19 protein-coding genes are annotated in these 22,069 nt (G+C 48.4%); 12 read left to right on the top strand and 7 right to left on the bottom strand.

The window, feature by feature from the left end; all coding sequences use genetic code 11:
• The first annotated feature begins 20 nt into the window (after positions 1-20).
• Together K0H60_RS05705 and K0H60_RS05700 are read left to right on the top strand one after the other, a co-directional pair.
• The gene (locus tag K0H60_RS05705; protein WP_011716179.1) at positions 21-1,277 is read left to right on the top strand and encodes an adenylosuccinate synthase; all 1,257 of its coding nucleotides are present in this window, start codon (positions 21-23) and stop codon (positions 1,275-1,277) included.
• Positions 1,278-1,465: 188 nt separating this feature from the next.
• Positions 1,466-1,879, top strand: a complete 414-nt coding sequence (locus tag K0H60_RS05700) for a thioesterase family protein (RefSeq protein WP_220057541.1) — start codon at positions 1,466-1,468, stop codon at positions 1,877-1,879.
• A gap of 8 nt (positions 1,880-1,887) precedes the next feature.
• Here K0H60_RS05700 and K0H60_RS05695 read toward each other — a convergent pair whose 3' ends face one another.
• Entirely contained in the window at positions 1,888-3,414 is a 1,527-nt protein-coding gene (locus K0H60_RS05695; protein WP_220057540.1) for a putative bifunctional diguanylate cyclase/phosphodiesterase, read from the bottom strand.
• A gap of 83 nt (positions 3,415-3,497) precedes the next feature.
• The gene (locus K0H60_RS05690; protein WP_088210850.1) at positions 3,498-4,337 is read right to left on the bottom strand and encodes an HDOD domain-containing protein; all 840 of its coding nucleotides are present in this window, start codon (positions 4,335-4,337) and stop codon (positions 3,498-3,500) included.
• A 384-nt stretch (positions 4,338-4,721) separates the two neighbouring features.
• On the opposite strand from K0H60_RS05690, the gene trhP reads away from it, so the two are divergent.
• A complete protein-coding gene (trhP, locus tag K0H60_RS05685; protein ID WP_023266720.1) occupies positions 4,722-6,086 on the top strand; it encodes a prephenate-dependent tRNA uridine(34) hydroxylase TrhP in 1,365 nt (454 codons plus the stop codon).
• Positions 6,087-6,089: 3 nt separating this feature from the next.
• A complete protein-coding gene (locus K0H60_RS05680) occupies positions 6,090-6,341 on the top strand; it encodes a YfhL family 4Fe-4S dicluster ferredoxin (RefSeq protein ID WP_011621854.1) in 252 nt (83 codons plus the stop codon).
• A gap of 85 nt (positions 6,342-6,426) precedes the next feature.
• On the opposite strand, the gene ubiT is transcribed toward K0H60_RS05680, so the two are convergent.
• On the bottom strand, positions 6,427-6,963 hold the full coding sequence (gene ubiT / locus K0H60_RS05675; protein WP_220057539.1) for a ubiquinone anaerobic biosynthesis accessory factor UbiT: 537 nt from the start codon (positions 6,961-6,963) through the stop codon (positions 6,427-6,429).
• A gap of 138 nt (positions 6,964-7,101) precedes the next feature.
• On the opposite strand from ubiT, the gene ubiU reads away from it, so the two are divergent.
• Both ubiU and K0H60_RS05665 read left to right on the top strand, forming a co-directional pair.
• Complete coding sequence (ubiU, locus tag K0H60_RS05670) at positions 7,102-8,103, top strand: ubiquinone anaerobic biosynthesis protein UbiU (RefSeq protein ID WP_220057538.1); 1,002 nt, start codon at positions 7,102-7,104, stop codon at positions 8,101-8,103.
• A gap of 31 nt (positions 8,104-8,134) precedes the next feature.
• Positions 8,135-9,004, top strand: coding sequence for a U32 family peptidase (locus tag K0H60_RS05665; protein ID WP_220057537.1), 870 nt, complete (start codon positions 8,135-8,137; stop codon positions 9,002-9,004).
• Positions 9,005-9,032: 28 nt separating this feature from the next.
• Here the strand turns inward: K0H60_RS05665 and K0H60_RS05660 are convergent, their stop codons facing one another.
• Positions 9,033-9,740, bottom strand: a complete 708-nt coding sequence (locus tag K0H60_RS05660; protein ID WP_220057536.1) for a hypothetical protein — start codon at positions 9,738-9,740, stop codon at positions 9,033-9,035.
• 705 nt (positions 9,741-10,445) lie between these two features.
• On the opposite strand from K0H60_RS05660, the gene K0H60_RS05655 reads away from it, so the two are divergent.
• On the top strand, positions 10,446-11,804 hold the full coding sequence (locus tag K0H60_RS05655; RefSeq protein ID WP_220057535.1) for a YjiH family protein: 1,359 nt from the start codon (positions 10,446-10,448) through the stop codon (positions 11,802-11,804).
• 535 nt (positions 11,805-12,339) lie between these two features.
• Here the strand turns inward: K0H60_RS05655 and K0H60_RS05650 are convergent.
• Both K0H60_RS05650 and K0H60_RS05645 read right to left on the bottom strand, forming a co-directional pair.
• Complete coding sequence (locus tag K0H60_RS05650; protein ID WP_220057534.1) at positions 12,340-13,533, bottom strand: MFS transporter; 1,194 nt, start codon at positions 13,531-13,533, stop codon at positions 12,340-12,342.
• A 182-nt stretch (positions 13,534-13,715) separates the two neighbouring features.
• On the bottom strand, positions 13,716-14,852 hold the full coding sequence (locus K0H60_RS05645) for an alpha/beta hydrolase (RefSeq protein ID WP_220057533.1): 1,137 nt from the start codon (positions 14,850-14,852) through the stop codon (positions 13,716-13,718).
• A 182-nt stretch (positions 14,853-15,034) separates the two neighbouring features.
• Here K0H60_RS05645 and K0H60_RS05640 point away from each other — a divergent pair, with 182 nt between their 5' ends.
• From K0H60_RS05640 to K0H60_RS05625, 4 genes are all read left to right on the top strand, one after another.
• Entirely contained in the window at positions 15,035-15,919 is an 885-nt protein-coding gene (locus K0H60_RS05640; RefSeq protein ID WP_220057532.1) for a LysR family transcriptional regulator, read from the top strand.
• A gap of 596 nt (positions 15,920-16,515) precedes the next feature.
• Positions 16,516-17,589 (top strand): UDP-2,3-diacylglucosamine diphosphatase, encoded by a 1,074-nt coding sequence (locus tag K0H60_RS05635; protein ID WP_220057531.1) that lies wholly within the window; start codon positions 16,516-16,518, stop codon positions 17,587-17,589.
• Positions 17,590-17,693: 104 nt separating this feature from the next.
• The gene (olsF, locus tag K0H60_RS05630; RefSeq protein WP_491573772.1) at positions 17,694-19,466 is read left to right on the top strand and encodes a bifunctional ornithine lipid synthase OlsF; all 1,773 of its coding nucleotides are present in this window, start codon (positions 17,694-17,696) and stop codon (positions 19,464-19,466) included.
• 100 nt (positions 19,467-19,566) lie between these two features.
• A complete protein-coding gene (locus K0H60_RS05625) occupies positions 19,567-19,998 on the top strand; it encodes a CBS domain-containing protein (RefSeq protein ID WP_011716167.1) in 432 nt (143 codons plus the stop codon).
• Positions 19,999-20,023: 25 nt separating this feature from the next.
• Here the strand turns inward: K0H60_RS05625 and K0H60_RS05620 are convergent, their stop codons facing one another.
• The gene (locus tag K0H60_RS05620; RefSeq protein ID WP_086903685.1) at positions 20,024-21,376 is read right to left on the bottom strand and encodes an NCS2 family permease; all 1,353 of its coding nucleotides are present in this window, start codon (positions 21,374-21,376) and stop codon (positions 20,024-20,026) included.
• Between the two features lie 517 nt (positions 21,377-21,893).
• On the opposite strand from K0H60_RS05620, the gene torE reads away from it, so the two are divergent.
• A complete protein-coding gene (gene torE / locus K0H60_RS05615) occupies positions 21,894-22,064 on the top strand; it encodes a trimethylamine N-oxide reductase system protein TorE (RefSeq protein ID WP_011716165.1) in 171 nt (56 codons plus the stop codon).
• The last annotated feature ends 5 nt before the right edge of the window (positions 22,065-22,069 follow it).

Raw genomic sequence — 22,069 nt, 5'->3', positions numbered from 1 at the left:
ATTCCTGTGGAGATGATGTTATGCCGTCTATCGTAGTTGTTGGTGCAAATTGGGGTGATGAAGGCAAAGGCCGCATCGTAGATTATTTAGCCGCTGATGCTGCAGCGAGTGTCCGCTTTCAAGGCGGTAACAACGCGGGCCATACGGTCGTCAACGACTTTGGCACCTTTAAATTACACCAATTACCTAGCGGTATTTTCAATCCAAACTGCGTCGCAGTACTTGGCCCAGGCATGGTGATCAGCCCTGAAAAACTCAGTGTTGAAATCGCCGAAGTCGAAGCGGCAGGCATTGAAGTTAAACTGTGCATTTCTGACCGTGCGACCCTGTGCTTACCTATCCATGCACTGGAAGATACCTTAGAAGAACAACGTTTAGGCGATCTGGCCTATGGTTCAACCCGTCAAGGGATTGCCCCAGCCTACGGCGACCGCGTGATGAAGAAAGGTATTCTGGTTGGCTGGTTAAACCAACCCGAAGTGCTACAAGAACGCATTCAATTTATGCTCGACTGGAAACTGCCCCAGTTAAAAGCACTGTACCCAAGCTGTGACTTTAGCCAAACGGCCGCCGAAATGACCCAATGGTTATTGGATGTGACTGCGCCATGGCGTCCATTTATTTGCAACGTCACTGAGCCATTAAAAGCCTTACAAAAACAAGATGCTAACTTGTTATTTGAAGCGCAATTAGGTGCGGGTCGTGACTTGATTTACGGCGAGTATCCTTACACTACCTCTTCTAACGTGACGGCGGCTTTCGCAGGTCTCGGTAGTGGTTTACCGGCTCTGCGTCCAGAGCGTGTGATTGCCGTAGCTAAAGCCTTCAGCTCATCTGTCGGTACTGGCACCTTAGTCACTGCGATGGAAGAGCAGGATGATTTCCGTAAAAACGCCAACGAGTTCGGCGCAACCACAGGTCGTCCACGTGATATGGGTTACTTCGATGCGGTTGCAACGCGTAACGGTGTTGAACTGCAAGCCGCGACTGAAATCGCCCTGACCAAGATTGACTGCCTGACTGGCATGAAAGATCTTAAGATTTGTGTAGCTTACGAAGGCGAGCATACTGAAAACCCTATTTGGCCACAGACTGCGGCATTAAGCCCAGTGTATGAGCAAATGGAAAGCTGGAGCGAAGACATCACTGGCTGTCGCACCTTCGAAAGCCTGCCAAAGGCAGCACAACATTATGTTGAGCGCATCGAAGCTCTGATGGGCGTGCGCGTGAGCATGGTGTCTGTAGGACCTGAACGCGATCAGATGATCATTCGCTAAGCGATACTCGCTTAAGCCACCGATTACCCTACAAAAAAGCCATATCCGTTTCGGCGGATATGGCTTTTTACTTGTGTCACCTTGAACATCTCAACCCTAACCAGCGGATTTACCCACATCTTGGGTTTTGTTTAGCCCGATAAACCGCTAGACTGCGCTCAATCCAAATACTTCATCTCGAAAACGCCATGCCACAATTTAGCCCAAGTTATTCTTTCCCTGTGCAAATTTATTATGAAGATACGGATTTTTCTGGCGTGGTGTATCACCCGAACTTTTTGAAATACTTCGAGCGCGCCCGTGAACATGTGATTGGCGCCGAGCGCTTACGCGACCTCTGGCAACAGCTGCAATTGGGTTTTGCGGTATATCGCAGCGACATGTTGTGCCACGAAGGAGTGGAGTTTGCCGATATCATCGATATCCGCACTAAGTTCTACTTTGAGAGTAAATATCGTACCGTCTGGCATCAGGAAATTTGGCGCCAAAATGGTAAAAAACCTGCGGTCACCGCCACCATTGAAATGGTGTGTATGAATCAGGCGCGGCAACTCGCGCCCATGCCCGCCGACCTAATTGCCCAATTAAGCCAAGGGATGTAAAGATAAGTCTAGGGATGTGAGCCATTAACGCAGAGCATCTCTGGCGTTGGCCGCAGATGATTCCAGTTCATTTCAAGCTCTGCCGCCCGCATGGGCTTGGCATAAACCATCCCTTGAATACGATCGACGCCCATGTTCACCAACATATCATGGACGTCGAGAGTTTCTACGCCTTCGACCGTCACTTCATAGCCGAGTTTTTTGGCGATATTAATACTGGCCTCAAGAATATATTCCGAAGGTTTATTCGGCTCAAGATCCCGAAGAAAGGCTTTATCGATTTTGACTTCATTGGCGGGTAAATGCTTTAAATACGCCAGCGATGAATGGCCAGTACCAAAATCATCGATTGCCAATTTAATCCCTAAATGGCGGATTTTCTCTAGGGTATCCACGGCCTTATTTAAATCGGCCATCAGAGTACTTTCGGTGATTTCAATCATCAAACATTCTGGCGGTAATTTATAATGCTCGAGGCGAGCGGCAATATCCTGAGGCAAGGTTTCACTGTCGAGATCTCGGGTCGAAAGATTAAGCGCCACGCACACAGATACGCCCGCCGTGCGCCATTTAACTTGCTGCTGCAACACTTGCTCTAGCGCCCAATGGCTGACTAAATCGATCATCCCCGCATATTCTGCCAGCGGGATAAACTCACCCGGTGAAATAAAGCCTAATTCTTCATGCTCCCAACGGATCAAAGCCTCTACCTGAGTACAAGCGCCCGTGTGAATATCCTGCTTAGGCTGATACACCATATACAGATGATTCCGCTGTAAGCCACTTGGGAGACTGTCGATAATCTTAAGCTCCCTCAATTGGCGGATATCATCATTCTCGCTATAACAGGCGATGGCACTGCGAGTCGCATGGGCTTTTTTAAGGGCAAGATCTAGCCTTCTGAGCATATTGCTAACATCGGCATGGTGCTTAGCAAGTTGCAGGCAACCAATCTGCATCCGCACACTGACGGGGGTATCTTTAATCTTAAAGGGCACCTGTAATCGGCCGCGTAAATGCAGCAGTTGCTCCTCGGACAGACTTTGCTCGTAATAGAGGAAAAACTCATCACCGTTTAAGCGCGCTATCAACTTAGGTTTAAGGCTTAAGCTAGTTAGGCGGTCGGCAAATTGTTTAAGCAGAATATCGCCAAACACAAAGCCAAAGAGATCATTCACATAGCGAAAGCGATAAATATCGATAAGCACTAACGTGCCTTGGGTGATGGGCATTAATGCGGTGAGTGAACGTTTAAGCCCAACACGATTATTTAGCCCTGTGAGTTTGTCCTTGCCCATGCCAGCGGGCAGCGCCGCGAGCATCTCGTTTAAGGAATGGTAAAGCGGCGCAAACTCCTGCGGCACAATGGGAATATTGAGGGGACGGCGTTCAATCTTTTGTTGATCGAGCTGCGGGCATAATTGCGCCAAAAATCGCTGCTGTAATCGCAGCGCTTGGTATCTAGCGAGTAATATATACAGCACGGCTATCAAGACGATAACCAGTGCTAAACCGATAAACCCCAAAATAATCATATTCAGGCCTCAATCTTACCACGTAAGCTTATTAACCCACCGCCCCTAAATCGGGCTGCAGGGGTTCCCTCTAGGCCTGACGACTACTGGTAACTTTCTTTGATTGAATGGAATTTATCCATAAATTCATCACTAGCTAAATCATTTGCCGAGACGGGTAATCCACGACCAACAAAGACGTCCATCCGTTGCTCGAAATCGGCACCGGCACGGAGCTCACCAGTGTAGAAAGCAGCGGCACGGATAAAGTCTAAGTAGGTCACATGGTCTGGCAGATAAGGTAAATCCGCCCAACGCTCAACCACTTCCATCACCTCTGGCGCAAAATCCCAACTCTTCAATACCGCGCGCCCCAGTGGGCCCTGCATTTTACGAACTAAGGAGCGCAATTGATCAATACTGGTGAATAACTCAGGATGGGCTTCGGCTTCGGTCAAAACTGGTAACGCACCGATATTATGGACTAATCCCGCCAATGTCAGCGTATCTAAATTGAGCTGACCGGGACGACGCTTATTGTACATCTGCAACATAGCGCAGGCCGCGGCTGTCACATCGATAGAAGTGCGCCACACTTCATCCATCACTTCCCACACCATTTCATTGGTGGAAATAAATAGCTGCTCCATGGCAACAGAGGTCGCAATACTCTTTATTTGGATGAGGCCAATTCGAGACACGGCACTACTAATACTCTCGGCGGGAATACCACGACTATATAAGGCACTGTTGGCCACTTTAATGATACGCGCCGAGATTGCGGCGTCTTGACCTATCACTTCACCCACTTGCTTTAGGCTCGCATCGGAGCGACTCACCACTTCCTGCACTCGCATGGCCACTTCGGGCAGGGTTGGCAACACTAAGGCATCATCTTTTAATTTTTTGAGTAATCCGACTAACAGTAGATGTTCAGTAGACATCTTCGCTCCCATCAATCTGCAAACATAAATCTTCAATAGTTGGAGTATATCAGTTGGCTATCATTTGATGGGCAGAAAAAAGCAACAGACGTTAATTATTTGTATGACACTGTTATCAATTTCATCTAAAGCGCGCCAACTTATTGCTTTAACGCTTAAGCCATAGTCGACTAAAAACCATCAAAATAAATCCGGTTAGATAGCATAAACAAACTATAAACCCCGAGGTAAGAACCTGCGCCATCATAAGGCTTCTAGGTATATTCGTAAAATGCGAACTATACCTAATCTTAGACGAGGTGATTTGCATAACCCTACTTTGATTGTGTAAAATGCCGCCCCCGCGCACTGCGCCTCTATCTACCAACCAATTCGAGAGTCATTATGTTTAAACCTGAGTTGTTATCTCCCGCTGGGACGCTGAAAAACATGCGTTACGCTTTTGCCTATGGTGCAGATGCCGTGTATGCCGGCCAGCCGAGATACAGCCTAAGGGTTCGTAATAACGACTTTAAAATGGAAAACCTCGCCACAGGTATCGAAGAAGCCCATGCGCTGGGTAAAAAGCTTTATGTGGTGAGTAACATTGCTCCCCACAACGCTAAGCTCAAAACCTATATCAAAGATATGGAGCCTGTGGTGGCGATGAAGCCCGATGCGCTGATCATGTCAGACCCAGGCCTTATCATGATGGTGCGTGAGGCCTTCCCTGAACAGGTGGTGCATTTATCGGTGCAAGCCAACGCCATTAACTGGGCATCGGTCAAATTCTGGCAGACCCAAGGCATTAAACGGGTGATTTTATCCCGTGAATTGTCCTTAGATGAAATCGAAGAAATCCGTCAGCGTTGCCCCGATATCGAGTTAGAAGTATTTGTTCACGGCGCCCTGTGTATGGCCTACTCGGGTCGTTGTTTGCTGTCGGGTTATATCAATAAGCGCGATCCAAACCAAGGTACTTGCACTAACGCCTGCCGCTGGAAATACGATGTGCACGAAGCGCAGCAAACTGACTCGGGCGATATCATTGCCACCCCCAATGCGGTGCAAATCGAAACGCCGACCTTAGGCGCGGGTCCTGCGACCGACCAAATCTTCCTGCTGCAAGAAGCCAATCGTCCCGGCGAATATATGCCAGCGTTTGAAGATGAGCATGGCACTTATATCATGAACTCTAAGGATCTGCGCGCAATCCAACACGTTGAGCGTTTGGCAAAAATGGGCATCGACTCGCTGAAGATCGAAGGCCGTACTAAGTCGTTCTACTATGTGGCCCGTACCGCCCAGCTATACCGTCAGGCCATCGACGATGCCGCCTCAGGCAAGAGCTTCGATCGCAGCTTGATGAACCAACTCGAAGGCTTAGCGCACCGCGGCTACACCGAAGGTTTCTTACGTCGCCACGTACATGATGAATATCAAAACTACGACTATGGCTACTCGGTCAGCGACACCCAACAATTTGTGGGTGAATTAACCGGTAAACGTAATCTGGCTGGCCTTGCCGAAATCGAAGTGAAGAACAAATTCTCTGTCGGCGATAGCGTTGAATTAATGACGCCACAGGGCAATATCAGCCTCACCATCGAACAACTCGAGAACCGCAAAGCCGAATCGGTTGAGGCGGGATTAGGTTCGGGCCATACCGTTTACTTGCCCGTGCCGAAAGAGGTTGATCTGAACCACGGCATTTTACTGCGTAACCTGCCCCAAGGTCAGGATACCCGCAACCCACACGAAGCAGGCTAAGGCATGGCATTACTGATCGACGACAGCTGCATCAATTGCGACATGTGTGAACCTGAATGTCCGAATCAGGCCATCACCATGGGGGAAGAAATCTATGAAATCGACCCAGACCGCTGCACCGAATGCGTAGGCCATTACGATAAGCCGACCTGCGTCTCCGTCTGTCCGATTGACTGTATTGACCCCGACCCAAACCGCGTCGAGTCCCACGACGAGCTGTTGGTAAAATTCGCCATACTCACGCAAAAAATTTGAGTGAGCATCGCCCGTCCAAGCTAAATAAAAGCCCCACAATGTCAGCGGGGCTTTTATTTATCGGTTGGTTACAGCCAAGTTCGCATTAACTCAAACTTGGGGATTTAGCCAAAATCACCGTCGGTTTTGCCTCAAGCTGCAAACGCACAATGGCGTCGGCCAGCTTTTCAATGCTTAATCGAATGGGTGTCGGCAGGCTGGCAAATTCGATACTCAGCAGCAGATTTTTCACTTCAAGCCCTAGCTCGGTATCGCCTTCGATGCTCAGTTTACGTTGGAAAAACAGCGTATCAGGGTCTTCTTTTGCCGCAGCGACCAATAATAGCTCGGCGGAATTGGCACTAAAGCTGACCTGGGCATCGGTCAGCTCACGCACCTGCCAGCGACCATCGAAACTCACTTCAAAAAACAGATTTAAATCTTCGACTCGAATCGCAACCCACTTACCCGCCAAGAATGCTAACTCGCCGTCTTCGGCCTGCGGCGCCAGCAGCTGCGTTAGGAGTTGGCTAAGCACCTTGGCCTTGAGGCTAAAGGGCACTTTGGAGAGTGGCAAGCGGATCAGCTTTGGGGTGAGTTCAAGCAGTTGTTTTGCGAGGTTTGCTGAAAAAACAGCGGACATAATCAGTTACCTAAGGATAAAAAACACTATATCTCCCAGTTTACCGAGATTTTATGATCTTAAACCTGTTTTAAATCAATTCACCGCCAATCAATCTTCCCTACACTCTGCCCCTGTTATTTTATCGGGAGCACCATTATGGAGTTGTTGTGTCCAGCAGGAAACCTAGCCTCGCTAAAGTCAGCGCTGCAGGCCGGAGCCGATGCTGTCTACCTTGGGTTAAAGGATGATACCAATGCACGTTCATTCGCGGGCTTAAACTTCACCCCCACAAAATTACAGGAAGCCGCCGAGCTGACCCATCAGCGGGGCAAGAAAATCTTCCTCACCTTAAATACCTTTCCTAAGCCGAATGAGGAACACCGCTGGTATCAAGCTATCGACTTGGCGGCCAGCATTGGCGTCGATGCCTTAATCGTCGCCGATCTGTCACTGCTCGACTATGCCCACAGACAATATCCACATATTCCGCTGCATTTATCGGTACAGGCCAGCGCCACCAACTTGGGCGCACTGAGCTTTTATAAAGAGGCTTTTAATATCGCGCGGGTGGTGTTACCCAGAGTGCTGTCGATGAAACAAGTGCGCGATTTAGCTAAGGTCAGCCCAGTCGATTTAGAGGTCTTTGCCTTTGGTAGTCTGTGCATCATGGCCGAAGGCCGCTGCCACTTATCCTCCTATGTTACTGGCCAATCGCCAAACACGGGCGGCTCTTGCTCTCCGGCGAAACATGTGCGCTGGCAGGAACAGGGCCAAGACAGGCTGACCCGCCTCAACGAGGTCTTAATTGATAAGTCAGGGCTCGATGAGCAAATGGGCTACCCAGTCGTCTGTAAGGGCCGTTATCTCACCCAAGACGATGATAAACCGCAATATCTGCTCGAGTCCCCCACCAGCTTAAATACCCTTAGTTTGCTGCCAGAGCTTGCCAAGGCGGGCATAGTGTCACTTAAGATTGAGGGGCGGCAGCGCAGCCCTGCCTATGTAGAGCAAGTGACTAAAGTTTGGCGTCAAGCGATTGATACTTATCTTAATCATCCAGATAAATTCCAGACGCAGGCCCATTGGGAGCAAGCCCTCGCGAAAGTCTCCGAAGGACAAATTACCACCTTAGGCGCCTACGAGCGTGACTGGCAATAGCCCTAGCGATAACCACGAAGAAGAAACGATTATGAAAATTTCCCTCGGCCCACTGCTCTATTGCTGGGAAAAACAGCAGGTCATCGACTTTTACCAGCAGGTGGCCACTAGTCAGATCCCGTTAGTTTATGTGGGTGAAGCCGTTTGTAGCCGTCGACGCGAACTCAAGTTTGGCGACTATCTCGAACTGGCGAAAATGCTTAAATCTGCGGGTAAAGAGGTGATGCTGTCAACGCTCGCCCTTATCGAAGCGCCCTCTGAATACACAGAGCTGAAACGTCAAGTCGACAATGGCGAATTTAGCATTGAGGCCAACGACATGGCGGCCGTGTATCTCGCCAAGGAGCACAAGCTGCCCTTTGTCTGCGGCGCCAGCATCAACAACTACAACCGAGCCAGTTTAGATATTTTGCAGCGTTTCGGCATGCAGCGCTTTGTGATGCCAGTAGAACTGTCGAAGACTTGGCTTAGCCAAGTGATAGAGAACAAGCCCGCATTCGAAGTCGAAGTGCTCGGTCATGGCTACTTGCCACTCGCCCACTCGGCGCGATGCTTTACCGCTAGGCATCAACACTTGTCGAAGGACAGCTGCGAAACCGTTTGCCGCCAATACAGCAAGGGCTTACTGGCGCAGACGCAAGAGGCGCAGCCCTTGCTCAGGTTGAACGGCATCCAAACCCAGTCGGCCAACTGTGTCGATTTGCGCAGCGAACTCAATGAAATGATAGAGATGGGCGTCGATGTATTTCGGGTTTCACCCAGCAGCTTAGCCTGTATCAGTAAGGCCGATGCGCTGGTCGAGGCGTTAAAGACTGGGGCAACGGATGCTCAGTTTCCTCGCAGCGATGAGCACTGTAACGGTTATTGGTTTGGCGAGGCGGGACTGAAATCCTTAAGCTGATATCTTTATGGGCTATCAGCTTAATCACTCACTCGGGAGCTGGCTCCTGAGTGAGTGATTGTGTGGTGAGCAGTAGCGCCGCCGTCCAACTGAATAAACTCCCAAGCGCAATCCACTCCAGCAATGCTGGCCACCATAAATCGGGCCTAGGCAATTGCAACACCATTTCTTGATAGAAAGGCCTGTCCCCCTCGGTTAAGCCCAGCTCTAATAGGGGGGCGTAGAGAAAGGTCATCATGCTCAGCAATACCACCAGCGCTAACAATAGCGTCCAAGGTTGTCGCCTTTGTGAATTAAGGCCAGCCCACAGCAGATAACAGATGGCACTCGAACTGCCGAAGTAGAAAAACCATTTCAGGGCGAGGATATGCAGGTGATACACATTGACCGGAAACAATCCCACGCAGGCCAAGGCTAAAAACGTCAGCGCCAGCGCGCAGTAAAAAGGATAGCCCCAAAAACCACTTACGGTTTGCAAGGATGAAAGGCAATAAAACACAATGCTTAAACTGCCAAAAAACAAGCCGCCATTGAGCACCACAGCAAGAGCGGAATGCCCATAGGTCCCCAATTCACTCAAGGTATGATTCAAAAAGTTGAAGGCTCGAGTCTCGGTCTGATCGAAGCCTAACACCGCCACGCCTATCCCGAGCAATAATCCAAAAATACCAATAAAACCAAACTTAGTGGCGAGCGAAAAACCTCTTGTCGCGACATTCATTTTTGTAACAGTCATGGATAATTTAGCTAAACAAAAGTAGTACTAACTTACATGGAATTGAAAAGAATTAAAGCGGCGTTCATCCTCTTTAGGAGAAATATTTTATTTCACCACTATTTACGCTTATTTAGTCACTCGCGCGCAGCGCCCGCCATTAGTCAATATTCAATTTAAAATATGCAAATACCGACTCAAAACCGCATAAAAATGCACAACACATTCAGCAACACTGAGATTATTATCGGCGATAACGTCGCGGTTACAATTCGCGTTAACTGCTTCACATTGTATGGTGAGCGACCAGAACACCATTGCCATTAACGGATAAATAAACCGCAAAAGCGGAATATTCGAAGAATCTAAGGGAAAATTTTGTACAAAATCCCCCCATCGCCGCTAACAACACCAAGAATAAAACAACTCGATAAATCCGCTGCAACAACAATGTTTAATTGCATGATTTAGTTATAAAAACATCTAGATTACGTTAAGCGCCCGCCAAGATAAGCATGCAGAAACGGCCCAAATAACTATGCTATTTTGCTGCTTATCTCAAACAAATTTCCGAATCGTTTTACATAGCGCCGCTAAGCGAGTAATCTTCCCCCTTCTCGATTTTGAGTTGAATGAAAATGCACCTAACATCCGCCTAACATGCGGCTTTGAGGGGCAATTTGTTCAAGTTTATTTGTGCGACTCGTACTTTTAAGGTGTACACCATTGGCTACTGAACATAAAAACCGCAACATTAAGACGATACTCACCTTTATCGTCCCTTCGCTGATCGGTCTGCTGCTGTTTATGACCCCTATCAGCTACAACGATGCGATTACTATTCCCATCGCAATCATCTCTAAAGCACTGCAAAGCGTGTTAAGCGATGTATTAACCTTAATCGTGACTGTGATTGTTGTCGCCATGGCCTTGGCCTCTGTGTTGACTAAGTTACTCAAACCTAAGTTTGTGCTGAACAATCACTTTCTCAATGGTTTACTCAACATCAGCCCGCTCTGGCTTGCGACGCGCGTCGTCGGCGCCGTCTTTATCGTGCTGACCTACTTTGGCATTGGCCCCGAAGCCATTAACTCTTCAAGCACTGGCGCCTTAGTACTGAACGACCTGTTACCCGTACTCTTCTCGGTGTTTATCTTCGCCGGTATGTTACTGCCACTGCTGTTAAACTTCGGTCTATTAGAGCTATTTGGCACCCTGCTGACCAAGGTAATGCGCCCCGTGTTTAACCTGCCAGGTCGCAGCGCCATCGACTGTATGGCCTCTTGGTTAGGTGATGGTAGTGTTGGGATTTTGCTGACCAGTAAGCAATACGAAGCGCGTTTTTACACCCAAAGGGAAGCCGCGGTTATCGGTACCACCTTCTCAGCGGTGTCAATTACCTTCAGCTTAGTAGTGATCTCTCAGGTGAAGTTGGAACAAATGTTTGTCCCCTTCTACCTGACCGTATGTTTAGCGGGTTTTGCGGCGGCCGTAATTGTGCCTAAGCTACCACCACTCTCGTGGAAAAAAGATAACTATATCGACGATACGCCACGTCAACCCGATGATGAGATGATCCCCGCTGGACACGGCGCACTCTCTTGGGGCTTTGATAAAGCACTCGAGAAAGCTGCCAGTGCTGGTGGTGTGAAAGCCGTTTTAAATGAAGGCGTTAAAAACGTTATCGATATGGTATTTGGCATTATCCCAGTGGTAATGGCCATTGGTACCACGGCGCTTATCATCGCTGAGCATACGCCTATCTTCAATTACTTAGGTATGCCGTTTATTCCGTTACTGGAACTGCTGCATATCCCAGAAGCCACCGAAGCCTCTAAAACCATAGTTGTGGGCTTTGCCGATATGTTCATTCCGTCGATTTTAGCCAGCTCTATCGAATCGGATATGACCCGCTTTGTGATTACCGCCTTATCCGTAACCCAGCTGATTTACATGAGCGAAGTGGGCGCACTGCTGATTGGCAGTAAGATCCCAGTGAATTTTGTTGAGCTATTCGTCGTGTTCGTACTGCGTACCTTAGTAACTCTGCCAGTGATTGCCGGCGTGGCTCACCTGCTGTTCTAAGCGCAACATCACCTTAAATATCAAGGGGAGTCAGATTCACTGACTCCCCTTTTTTGTATCACTTATATATGCATTCATTAACGAACTCATACACAAACAAGCAGTTTTGATTACTTCGTTGAGTGTGGGTTAGTCGTACAAACTCCACTCGTTACCATATAACTCAGTTTTACAGAAAGTCATTTAGAATTTCTGAATACTACTGCTGAAGGATAAAGCTTGGCCGTTTAATTCTTTAAGTGCTGGCTTTGGGTGAGCCATGGCATTCTCTCACCGACACGCAGCAAGTCCATCCTTGGATGCTCGACCGCCCCGTCCGTGGGGCGGACGGTCGTCTCGCTAATCGCCATGACTCACCCGTTTAACATCGGTATAGCCTGTTTGTTTTAAAGCAGATATGTAACTTGATCTGATCCAGCAATAGTGGACACTTTGTATCATTACTAAAACTTGGCCAATTGGCTCATGATAACAAGTAACCTGTCTTAGCGCTGTGGCGCGGAATGGGGCAACTGATTCCAATATAACTTTAAGTCTAGCTTGCTCGTCGAGATTGCCGAGAAGTGACCACCGTCATTGTTACCGCACCTAAAAGCAATATTGCACTCATGACGAAAGCACTTTGCCATCCAAGACTATCAAACATGATCCCACCTATTGTAGAACCAATGGCTATCGAAAGCTGAATTACTGCCACCATAAGCCCTCCGCCAGCCTCCGCATCATCCGGCAACGTCCGTGAAATCCATGTCCACCATCCTGTTGGTGCTGCTGTTGCGAGTAGCCCCCACAAACTTAAAAGAGCGGCAACAGTCAAAATGCTACCGCTAAACAAAAGCAATGCACTAGCAATAGCTGCCATAAGTAATGGTAGCAGTACCAAAGTCTGATAAAATCTCGCATTCAGAAATTTAGAAACTATCACCGTTCCGGTAAATCCAGCTGCACCAATTGCAAACAAGATTAAAGAGAGCTCAGTAGTATTTACCCTTGTGACGTTCTCCAGAAATGGGCGTATATACGTAAATAACGCAAACTGTCCCATAAAGAATAACCCGCAGGCCAGCATACCTGTTGATACTACAGAAAACTTGAACAGAGCAAAAACAGAGACTCGCTCATTCCGGTTAATCTCGTTTTTCATATCCGGCAGACTAAAGTGTTGCCAGATAAAAACGACAATCGCAATTGGCACCAGACTCCAAAAGGCACCACGCCAGCCAATAGTTGTCCCTAAATAACTACCAATTGGTGCGGCGATAACCGTTGCCAGTGCATTACCACCATTAAATATTGCCAGTGCACGTGGAACCATACTTGGAGGCACTAGCCTAATCGCGGTTGCCGCCGACATTGACCAAAATCCACCAATCACTATTCCAATCATGGCGCGACCTAACATATAAACGGGATAACTCGAAGACATCGCCACAACGATTCCTGAAATGGCCATCAGAATGGTCAAACCAAGCAAAAGATATTTTCGATTAAGTTCTCCTGCAATATTGGATATGGTCAGACTGGTCAAAACAGCAAAAACACCAGAAATAGTGATCCCTTGGCCAGCCAATCCTTCGGTGACGTTCAAATCTGCGGCAATCGGCGTAAGCAGACTGACGGGCAAAAACTCTGATGCAATAAGCACAAAAATGCAGAGTGTCATAGAAAACACGCCACTCCAGTGTGCATCGGTCATATGGCGAGACTTATTAAAACTCAGTGCAGACATGTTTATTTTCTCTGAATGTGCGCCGGACCGTACGAGGACGCAACTCATGGTTTAGCGAGCAGTAAAGTTGATATGATGTAAACTTCTCAGGCACGCTTCGAGTCACATCACGCCGAATAAGACAGATATAAAAATCACCTCCTTATGAGAGGTGACTTTTATCTAAATGTTGAAGCTGAAACTTATTTCAAGTTGTTTTTGAAAAACTGTTCGAACTTTATAAATGGAATTTTGCCTGCAACGTTATCGTATAAATCGACATGGTTAGCCCCTGGCACAACGACGAGTTCTTTTTCTTTGCTACCGACAGCGTCGAAAGCATCCTCTGCGAAATAGCGAGAGTGGGCATTTTCACCAGTCACAATTAGCGTAGGAATGGTGATTTCGTTTGCATAACTCAGCAAAGGCATGTTCATAAATGAAAGCGGCATCGTCGCATTCCAAGCGCCAGTGGAGTTCACTGAACGCTCATGAAAACCACGTGGCACTCGATAATAATCAAAAAACTCTTTCAATACTGGATGTGGATCTGCTGGCAAGGTTTCTGGCAATATGCGATCTGACGCAAATACATTAGCGTTTTCGTCGACATAGAGATCATGTCCACCCGGCGCGAAAGTACCGTTCTCTACATCTCTCCAGCGTTGCGCGTTCAAATACTGTAATACTGCTCTGCGGTCGGCAGTTGTATAGCGGTCTTTGCCATCACCCACACCATGGCCCATTGCTCGGCTCATGTCATACATCACACTGGTAGCCACGGCCTTAACACGAGTATCCATCGCTGCGTCGTTTAGTGCCATACCGCCCCAGCCACAAATACCTAGCAAGCCAATACGTTGGCGGTCCACTTCATTTTGCACCCCTAAAAAATCTACAGCGGCACTGAAATCCTCGGTGTTGATATCTGGCGAAGCAAGATTACGTGGTGCTCCACCACTTTCACCCGTGTATGATGGATCAAACGCTAATGTCACGAATCCTGCTTCAGCCAACGTTTGTGCATATAGCCCACTGGACTGTTCCTTAACTGCGCCAAATGGACCACTAATAGCAATCGCCGCGAGTTTTTGAACATTACGCCCTTTTGGCATGTAGAGATCGCCTACTAAAGTGATCCCATAGCGATTCGTGAAACTCACCTTTCTGTGTTCGACTTTATCGTTCTGGGCAAATGTTTTATCCCAGTTTTCGACCATCGAAACAGGTACATTCGGATTGATTGTTGCAGCATTACTCATAATAGATACTCCACTTAATGTTGCGGTTAGCAGAATGGCTGGTATAGCAGTAGTCAGTTTTTTGGTGAAAGTTTCCATAAATATCTTCCTTAAAACGTCATTGGAGCAGCTTGCATATGGACAAGATTGCTGAACTTTTAAACAAGTGGGACCATTATACTTAGCAAAAAACGCGATGATTAGAGGGTATTTTTTGCTATGATTAATGTTATTTTGTTATGAATATGATTTACCTATCGGTGGAGTAAAAGGCGAAAACGATGGCTAAAAGGGAAAACTACAATGAGCTATTTCTGTTTATGGCAGTGGTACAGGAAGGTAGCTTTACCGCAGCAGCGAAAAGGCTTGGGATGGCTCAATCTGGTATCAGCCGTTCACTCAGAGAGCTTGAACAACGACTAGGTTTGCAACTCTTGGTTCGCACCACGCGAAAATTATCTCTCACGCAAGCAGGTGAACAACTCTATCAAACAGTGCAGTCCGGATTTAAGGCTTTAGATACTGGACTCGCAACACTAGCCGACTATCGTAATACTCCGTTCGGAACAGTACGTATCAATGCCAGTCAGCACGCAATTGATAAAGTTCTGCTCCCGAAGTTAGCAATAATTAAACAACGTTATCCTGATATCAGGATTGAACTAATCAGTGAAAATCGGTTTGTTGATATTATTGCCGAAAGATTTGACGCGGGGGTGCGTTTAGGCCCTGAAGTGGGAAGTGGTATGGTTGCAGTGCGGATCACTCCCGACATGGAAATGGCTGTAGTCGGCACGCCTGAGCATTTTCGCCGTTACGGTTTTCCACAAACCCCTGCGGATTTGGCCATGCACCCCTGCATCGCTTATCAACTTGGTGGTGGAAACATCTATGCTTGGGAACTTAATGAAAATGGTAATGCGGTGACCCACAAGCCCCAAGGTCAATGGGTTTTTGCTGACAGCTACATGGAAGCAAAAGCAGCGAGGCTGGGGTTAGGATTGGCATATGTCCCTGTGGAATTGGTAACCGAAGACATAGAACAGGGGTCGCTTATACGAACATTACAACGTTACAGCCTACGGATGGATGGTTCATTCCTTTATTATCCTCATCGTAATGTCTCACCAGCGTTACGAGCGATCATTGATATTTTGAAAATTTGAAAAGTTTTGACGAAATTTTATTCGGGGGTAACAAGCGCTCCTGAAAAATAGTTGCTACTAATCCCACACTCCAATTAAGTGACGTAACTCCCCATTTTGGCATTACAAAAACTTGGTCAACAAGCATTGTTCGATACCTGTCATTGAACAACACCGAAACACGCTTTGGGGCAATATCTTTTAGCCAGATGAACAGTTCAATGGTCGTAAAGATTGTCATTGTTGCAACTGTGACCGTTGGCGGCATGGATGCCGCCATCGAGCCTATAGGGACATATTCACGGCGTGTCACTGGGGAAACAATGACAATTTATCCTGCACACCTGACGACAAACTTATCTCGTATTGGGGCAAAAAGCTTTTAGCCAATGAACAGTTCAATGGTCGTTAAGATTGCCATTGTTGCAACTGTGACAGCTGGCAGCAGATGCCGCCGTCGAACCTATAGGGATACTTCTAGTTAAATAGAGAGGTGACGGGTTAACACCCGACTAATCCACCTTGTTGTCATCTGCATGTCACTTAAGCTTCATCATTCAGTCAAAGCCCGTCACTAATCTCTAAGGCAGTCAACAGCCGCATAGGGTGAATATGAGATGACTGGAGCTAATTACAGGGGACTTGATCGCACGCTTATCGACGCACTCAAGACTCCCCGCAACTCTTCCCGTAACACTCCTTCCAACTCCTCCGACAATGCTCCATCCAGTGTTAACACTACTTCCTTCTCAACCCCACATATTGCCAACGCAGCAAATAACCAAACCATCACAGTCAACGCCCTCTGGTTATCGGATATACATCTAGGTTGTAAGGATTGCAAAGCCGACTACCTGTTAAACCTGTTAAATACCGTGCGTTGCCAGCACTTGTATTTGGTCGGCGATATTGTGGATTTATGGGCGCTCAAACGCCGCCTGCACTGGCCCGAGAGCCACAATAAGGTATTGCAAAAGCTGATTGAACTGGCACAAAACGGCACTCAGGTGATGTATCTGCCGGGTAACCACGATGAGTTAATCAAGCCCTATGCCGAACTGACGCTGCTGAATATCAAAATTGCCCGCCAACATATTCATCAAGGTATTGGCGGCCACAAACTGTTAATGCTGCATGGCGATCAGTTCGATGCCGATGTTTGCGTTGGGCGCTTCTACGCCATCTTGGGCGATCATCTCTACGACTTATTGCTGTTCCTCAACCGCAATCTCCATCGCCTGCGTGAGCGTTTAGGCTACCCGTACTGGTCTCTCGCCAGCTATATCAAATCCCGCGTTGGCAAGGCGCAGACGGCTATCGCCCGTTTCCGCCAAGCCGTGGTGAATTATGCCCAGCACTATGATGTGGATGGCGTCATCTGCGGCCATATCCACCAGCCAGAGCTATCGATTCACCCTCGAGATAACCAATACAGCACGCCGGATAAGCGCCAGATAATCTATGCCAATGATGGCGACTGGGTCGAAAACTGCAGCCTGATCACCGAAACCTTAAACGGCGAACTACAGCTCTGCCGCTGGAACGAGCAAAGCTTAAACCTCGATATTCTGAGCAGTATTGTGCTGGCGCAAACGCCGCCTAAAGCGCCTGTTAACGCCCCAAAACCTATTCCACAAACGGCCACACACAGCCCCAAACAAGCAGAAACCCAACCAAGGGATGTCGCCTAATTATGAATCAATTAACTCCTCATACCCCAAATACCGAGTCATTAAGCGCCAACGCATTAACGCAGGACGCAGCCATGCCACTGCCCGCCTTAAGAGCCTGTTCGATGATCTTTACCGTCGATAATGTGGTGGAGCAAAACCTGCCCGCCCTCAAGGACAAACCTTGGTTAGCCAAGCCGACTAAGGCCATGCTGCGTTACCTGTTGAATGAAAAACAATGTAACGACATCGCCAATCAGTTTGCCTATCTGCAAGGGGTCGATTTTGTCGAGCAAGTGCTCGCCAGCTTCGATTTTAGTTTTACCGTGCCCGCCAACGAGGTCGAAAATATTCCCTGTGAAGGCCGCGTGGTGATCTTCGCCAATCATCCGATTGGCTCCCTCGATGCCCTCGCCCTGATTAAACTGGTCAGCGAAATTCGCCCCGATATCAAGGTTGTGGCCAATGAGCTCCTGATGGCGCTTGAGCCTTTGCATTCTATCCTGCTGCCAGTGCGCAATATGACGGGCGGCACGCCGAAACAGCACCTCGAAAAAATCCACCAGCATCTGCGCAATGAAGGCGCGGTGCTGATTTTCCCATCGGGGGAAGTCTCTCGCCTGCGTCCCAATGGCGTGCGCGATACCCAGTGGCACTCAGGATTTTTAAAGATGGCGATTTCCTGTAATGCGCCGCTGCTACCAATCTTTTTGGATGCCAAAAACTCGGCTACCTTTTACGGCGCCTCGATGATTTACAAACCCTTAGCCACATTGCTACTGGTCAAGGAGATGTTTAAACAGGCTAAGCGCAATATGCCTATTCGCATCGGCGAGCTTATCCCGAATGAAGCCGTGCGCTCGATGGATTTTCCGCTAAAGACCAAGATAAAACTGCTGAAGAATCATCTGTATCGCATCGGTAAAGATAAAGACCCGCTGTTTATCACCCAAAGCGCCATCGCTCACCCTGAGTCGCGCCGAGACCTGCAAGCCGCGCTGCAACAATGTGAACTCCTCGGCGAAACCCAAGATAACAAGCTGATTTATTTGTATCAGCATCAAGACAGCAACCCCATCATGCGCGAAATTGGTCGCCTGCGGGAAATCGCCTTTCGCGCCGTCGGTGAAGGCACGGGCAAGCGCCGCGATATCGATAAATACGATTCCTACTACCAACATCTGGTGTTGTGGGATAAAGAGCAGTTTGAAATTGTCGGCGCCTATCGTTTCGCCAGCGGCGAGCAAGTGCTAAATCGCTACGGCGACAACGCCCTCTACAGCCAATCCCTGTTCCAATATGCCGACGGCTTTATGCCCTTCGTCAAACAAGGCTTAGAACTTGGCCGCAGCTTTGTGCAGCCCAAATATTGGGGCAAACGCAGTCTCGACTACCTCTGGTTTGGCATTGGTGCCTTCCTCGCCAAACATCCCGAATACCGCTACCTGTTTGGCCCTGTTTCCATCAGTAATCAACTGCCTGGCAGCGCGCGGGAGATGTTAGTGCATTTCTACTCTAAGGAGTTTGCGCCCACGGAGCAGCTGGCGGTGTCCATGTCGCCCTTTGGGCTGTCAAAGCAGCGCAAGTTGCAGTTGGATGAACTCTATTCGGGTGAGGATTACCCAAGCCACTTTAAGCAACTCAAACAAATGCTGGCGAGTATGGGCGCCGCTGTGCCAACCCTATACAAGCAGTATGGCGAGCTGTGCAAGCAGGATGGAGTGAAGTTTCTCGCCTTCGGGATCGATGCCGATTTCGGCGACTGTGTCGATGGCTTAGTCTTGGTCGATACCCATAAACTCAAGGGGAAAAAGTACCAGCGTTATATCGGCGCCCATTTACCCGAAGACTTACGCAACCCCTTGATGGCAGAGGATGAAACCGACGAGCAGGATTAGGCCTGTTCATGTCTAAGATATTGGCTAAATAAACATCGGTCTGTTATAAGTATCTGTAATACAGTGCATTAACGATACACGTCCTAGGAAGGGGTTTATCATGCCGATCATTATCGCCGATATTATGCGTACCCGAGTCGTCACGGTCGAAATGGACGATCGTTTAACCGTGGCGAAGGAGATTTTCGAGCAGGCAAATTTCCACCATCTGCTGGTGGTGGATGAATATAAACTCGAAGGCGTATTGTCGGAGCGCGACTTACTGCGTGCCATCAGCCCGAATCTAGGCAGCAGCGCCGAAACCGCTAAGGATCTCGAAACCCTACAAAAACGCGTTCATCAGGTGATGACCCGTAATCCCGTTACCGTTGCGCCGCATGTGTCGCTCGATGCTGCGACGCACACCCTGCTAGAACACAATATTGGCTGTTTGCCTGTGCTCGATAATGGCGATTTGGTCGGGATTGTGACTTGGAAGGATTTGCTGCGAGCCTATTGTGAACACAATGAGGTCAATGAAAGCGAGTGCTAACGGCACTCGCTTTCAACTTTATAAACTAGATCGCCCAGCCGCCCATATAGAAGGCCACAAGGCCCAGCGTAATGGCGAGCACGCCTAACTTAAGCTGACGGATTTCACCGCTAAAAATGCGGCCAACCACTAAGGTCACAAAGCCAAGCATAATACCGGTCACAATGTTACAGCTGAGGATGATGAACACGGCGCAGGTTAAGCCCGCCATCGCATCGACCTTATCGTTAAAGTCCAGCTTAGTCACATTGCTGAGCATCAATAGCCCCACATACATCAGCGCAGGCGCCGTCGCATAGGCAGGCACTAAATAGCTGAGCGGCGCTAAAAACACCATCAGCAGGAATAAACCGCCCACTATGGTCGCGGTTAAACCTGTCTTACCGCCCGCCGCCGTACCCGCCGCCGATTCGATATACACGGCCGCAGGTGCGCCGCCAACGATACCCGCAAACATGCTGCTGACCGAATCTGACGTTAATGCCTTGCCACCGCCGACGATATTATCGTCTTTATCCAGCAGATTGGCTTGCCCCGCGACCGCGCGGATGGTGCCCGTGGCATCAAAAATCGCCGTCATCACCAGCGCCAGCACAATCGGTAATACCACAGGATTCAAGGCGCCCATAATATCCATTTGACCAATCAGCGAGTGCTCAGAGGTAAAATCAGGCACGGCGAAGAAACCTTGGAATTTAACGCTTGGATCAAACACTAAACCGAACAGGGATAGGCCAATAATCACCAGTAAAATCCCGCCGGGTACGCCGCGACGCTCTAAACCGATAGTGGCCGCTAAGCCCAGCACGGTTGCTATAACGGGCAGACTGTTAATGTCGCCTAACTTCACTGGCAGACCCGCGTCATTGGCCACAATCAACTGCACACTGTTAGTGGCAATTAAGAGTAAAAACAAGCCAATACCTATACCTGTACCGTGGGCAATCCCCTTAGGTAGGTTAGCCAGCACCCATTGACGCACGCCCGTGACGCTCACGACGGTAAAAATCACCCCCATCCAAAAGATGGCGCCTAAGGTCACAGGGATACTCATGCCCTGACCTAACACTAAGCCGAAGGCGGTAAAGGCGGTGAGTGAAATCGCACAACCAATGGCCATGGGTAGATTCGCCCAGAGTCCCATCAGCAGCGAGCCAAAGGAGGCAATTAAACAGGTAGCGACGAACACGGCACCGGGGTCGAATCCCGCCTTGCCTAACATATTGGGTACCACAATCACTGAGTACACCATAGCGAGGAAGGTGGTTAACCCTGCAATCACTTCTTGGCGAACTGTGCTACCACGTTGTTGAATTGAAAAAAAACGGTCCAGAAACGAACCAGAGGGTACGGCTGTTGAACTCAATTGCTCAGACATATCTTGTTATACCTTGTGATCTCTTAAAATAGGGTCGATACCAATTGGCTTAACCATTGGCGACGCTGGCTGCGGCAGATTAGAGCCCCAAATCCAATGACTTGGGTGAGAGATCCACATCATTCTCCTACATCGGGAAAAATCCATGATCTGCAAGCAGTGACGCTTTGCATCGTTAAAATGGCTTCAACGACACAAACGCAGCCTTTGTTGGGCGCGGATAATACTGTAAACGCCGCCAGATAGCTAAGACCTCGCCTGCACTTCAGTAAATAATTAGCGAAAAAATTCAAAATCAGTGTTTAAAAAAACGCCTAAACCGCACAACAAACTGCCGAGTTCGATCACAGAAATACAATTAACTCTCTGTCATTAAAACAAAAAGTCATCGACTTTTTAAAATTTTCATAATTTTTCATATATTGTCAAAGCCCATTCATCCCAGCAGGCAAGTCCATTCACATCTCCCCTTTATAGTGCTCCCATCAAAAATCGCTTTCGAACGGAGCTCTTCCCAATGACAAAGCCCACCATGCAAACATCGGATAAGTCCACACGCAGCAATGAATTAAAGGCGCTGGGATTCATCATTTTCATACTCTTTCCCGCACTGACGGTCGCGGGGATCAGTCTCTACGGTTTCATCATTTGGATGATCCAAGCCTTCGGCGGCGTTGTCGGCCACTAATTCAC

The sequence above is a fragment of the Shewanella mangrovisoli genome (genome assembly GCF_019457635.1).
In the GTDB taxonomy this organism is placed as follows: domain Bacteria; phylum Pseudomonadota; class Gammaproteobacteria; order Enterobacterales; family Shewanellaceae; genus Shewanella; species Shewanella mangrovisoli.
This window is presented reverse-complemented; position numbering and strand designations above follow the sequence as displayed.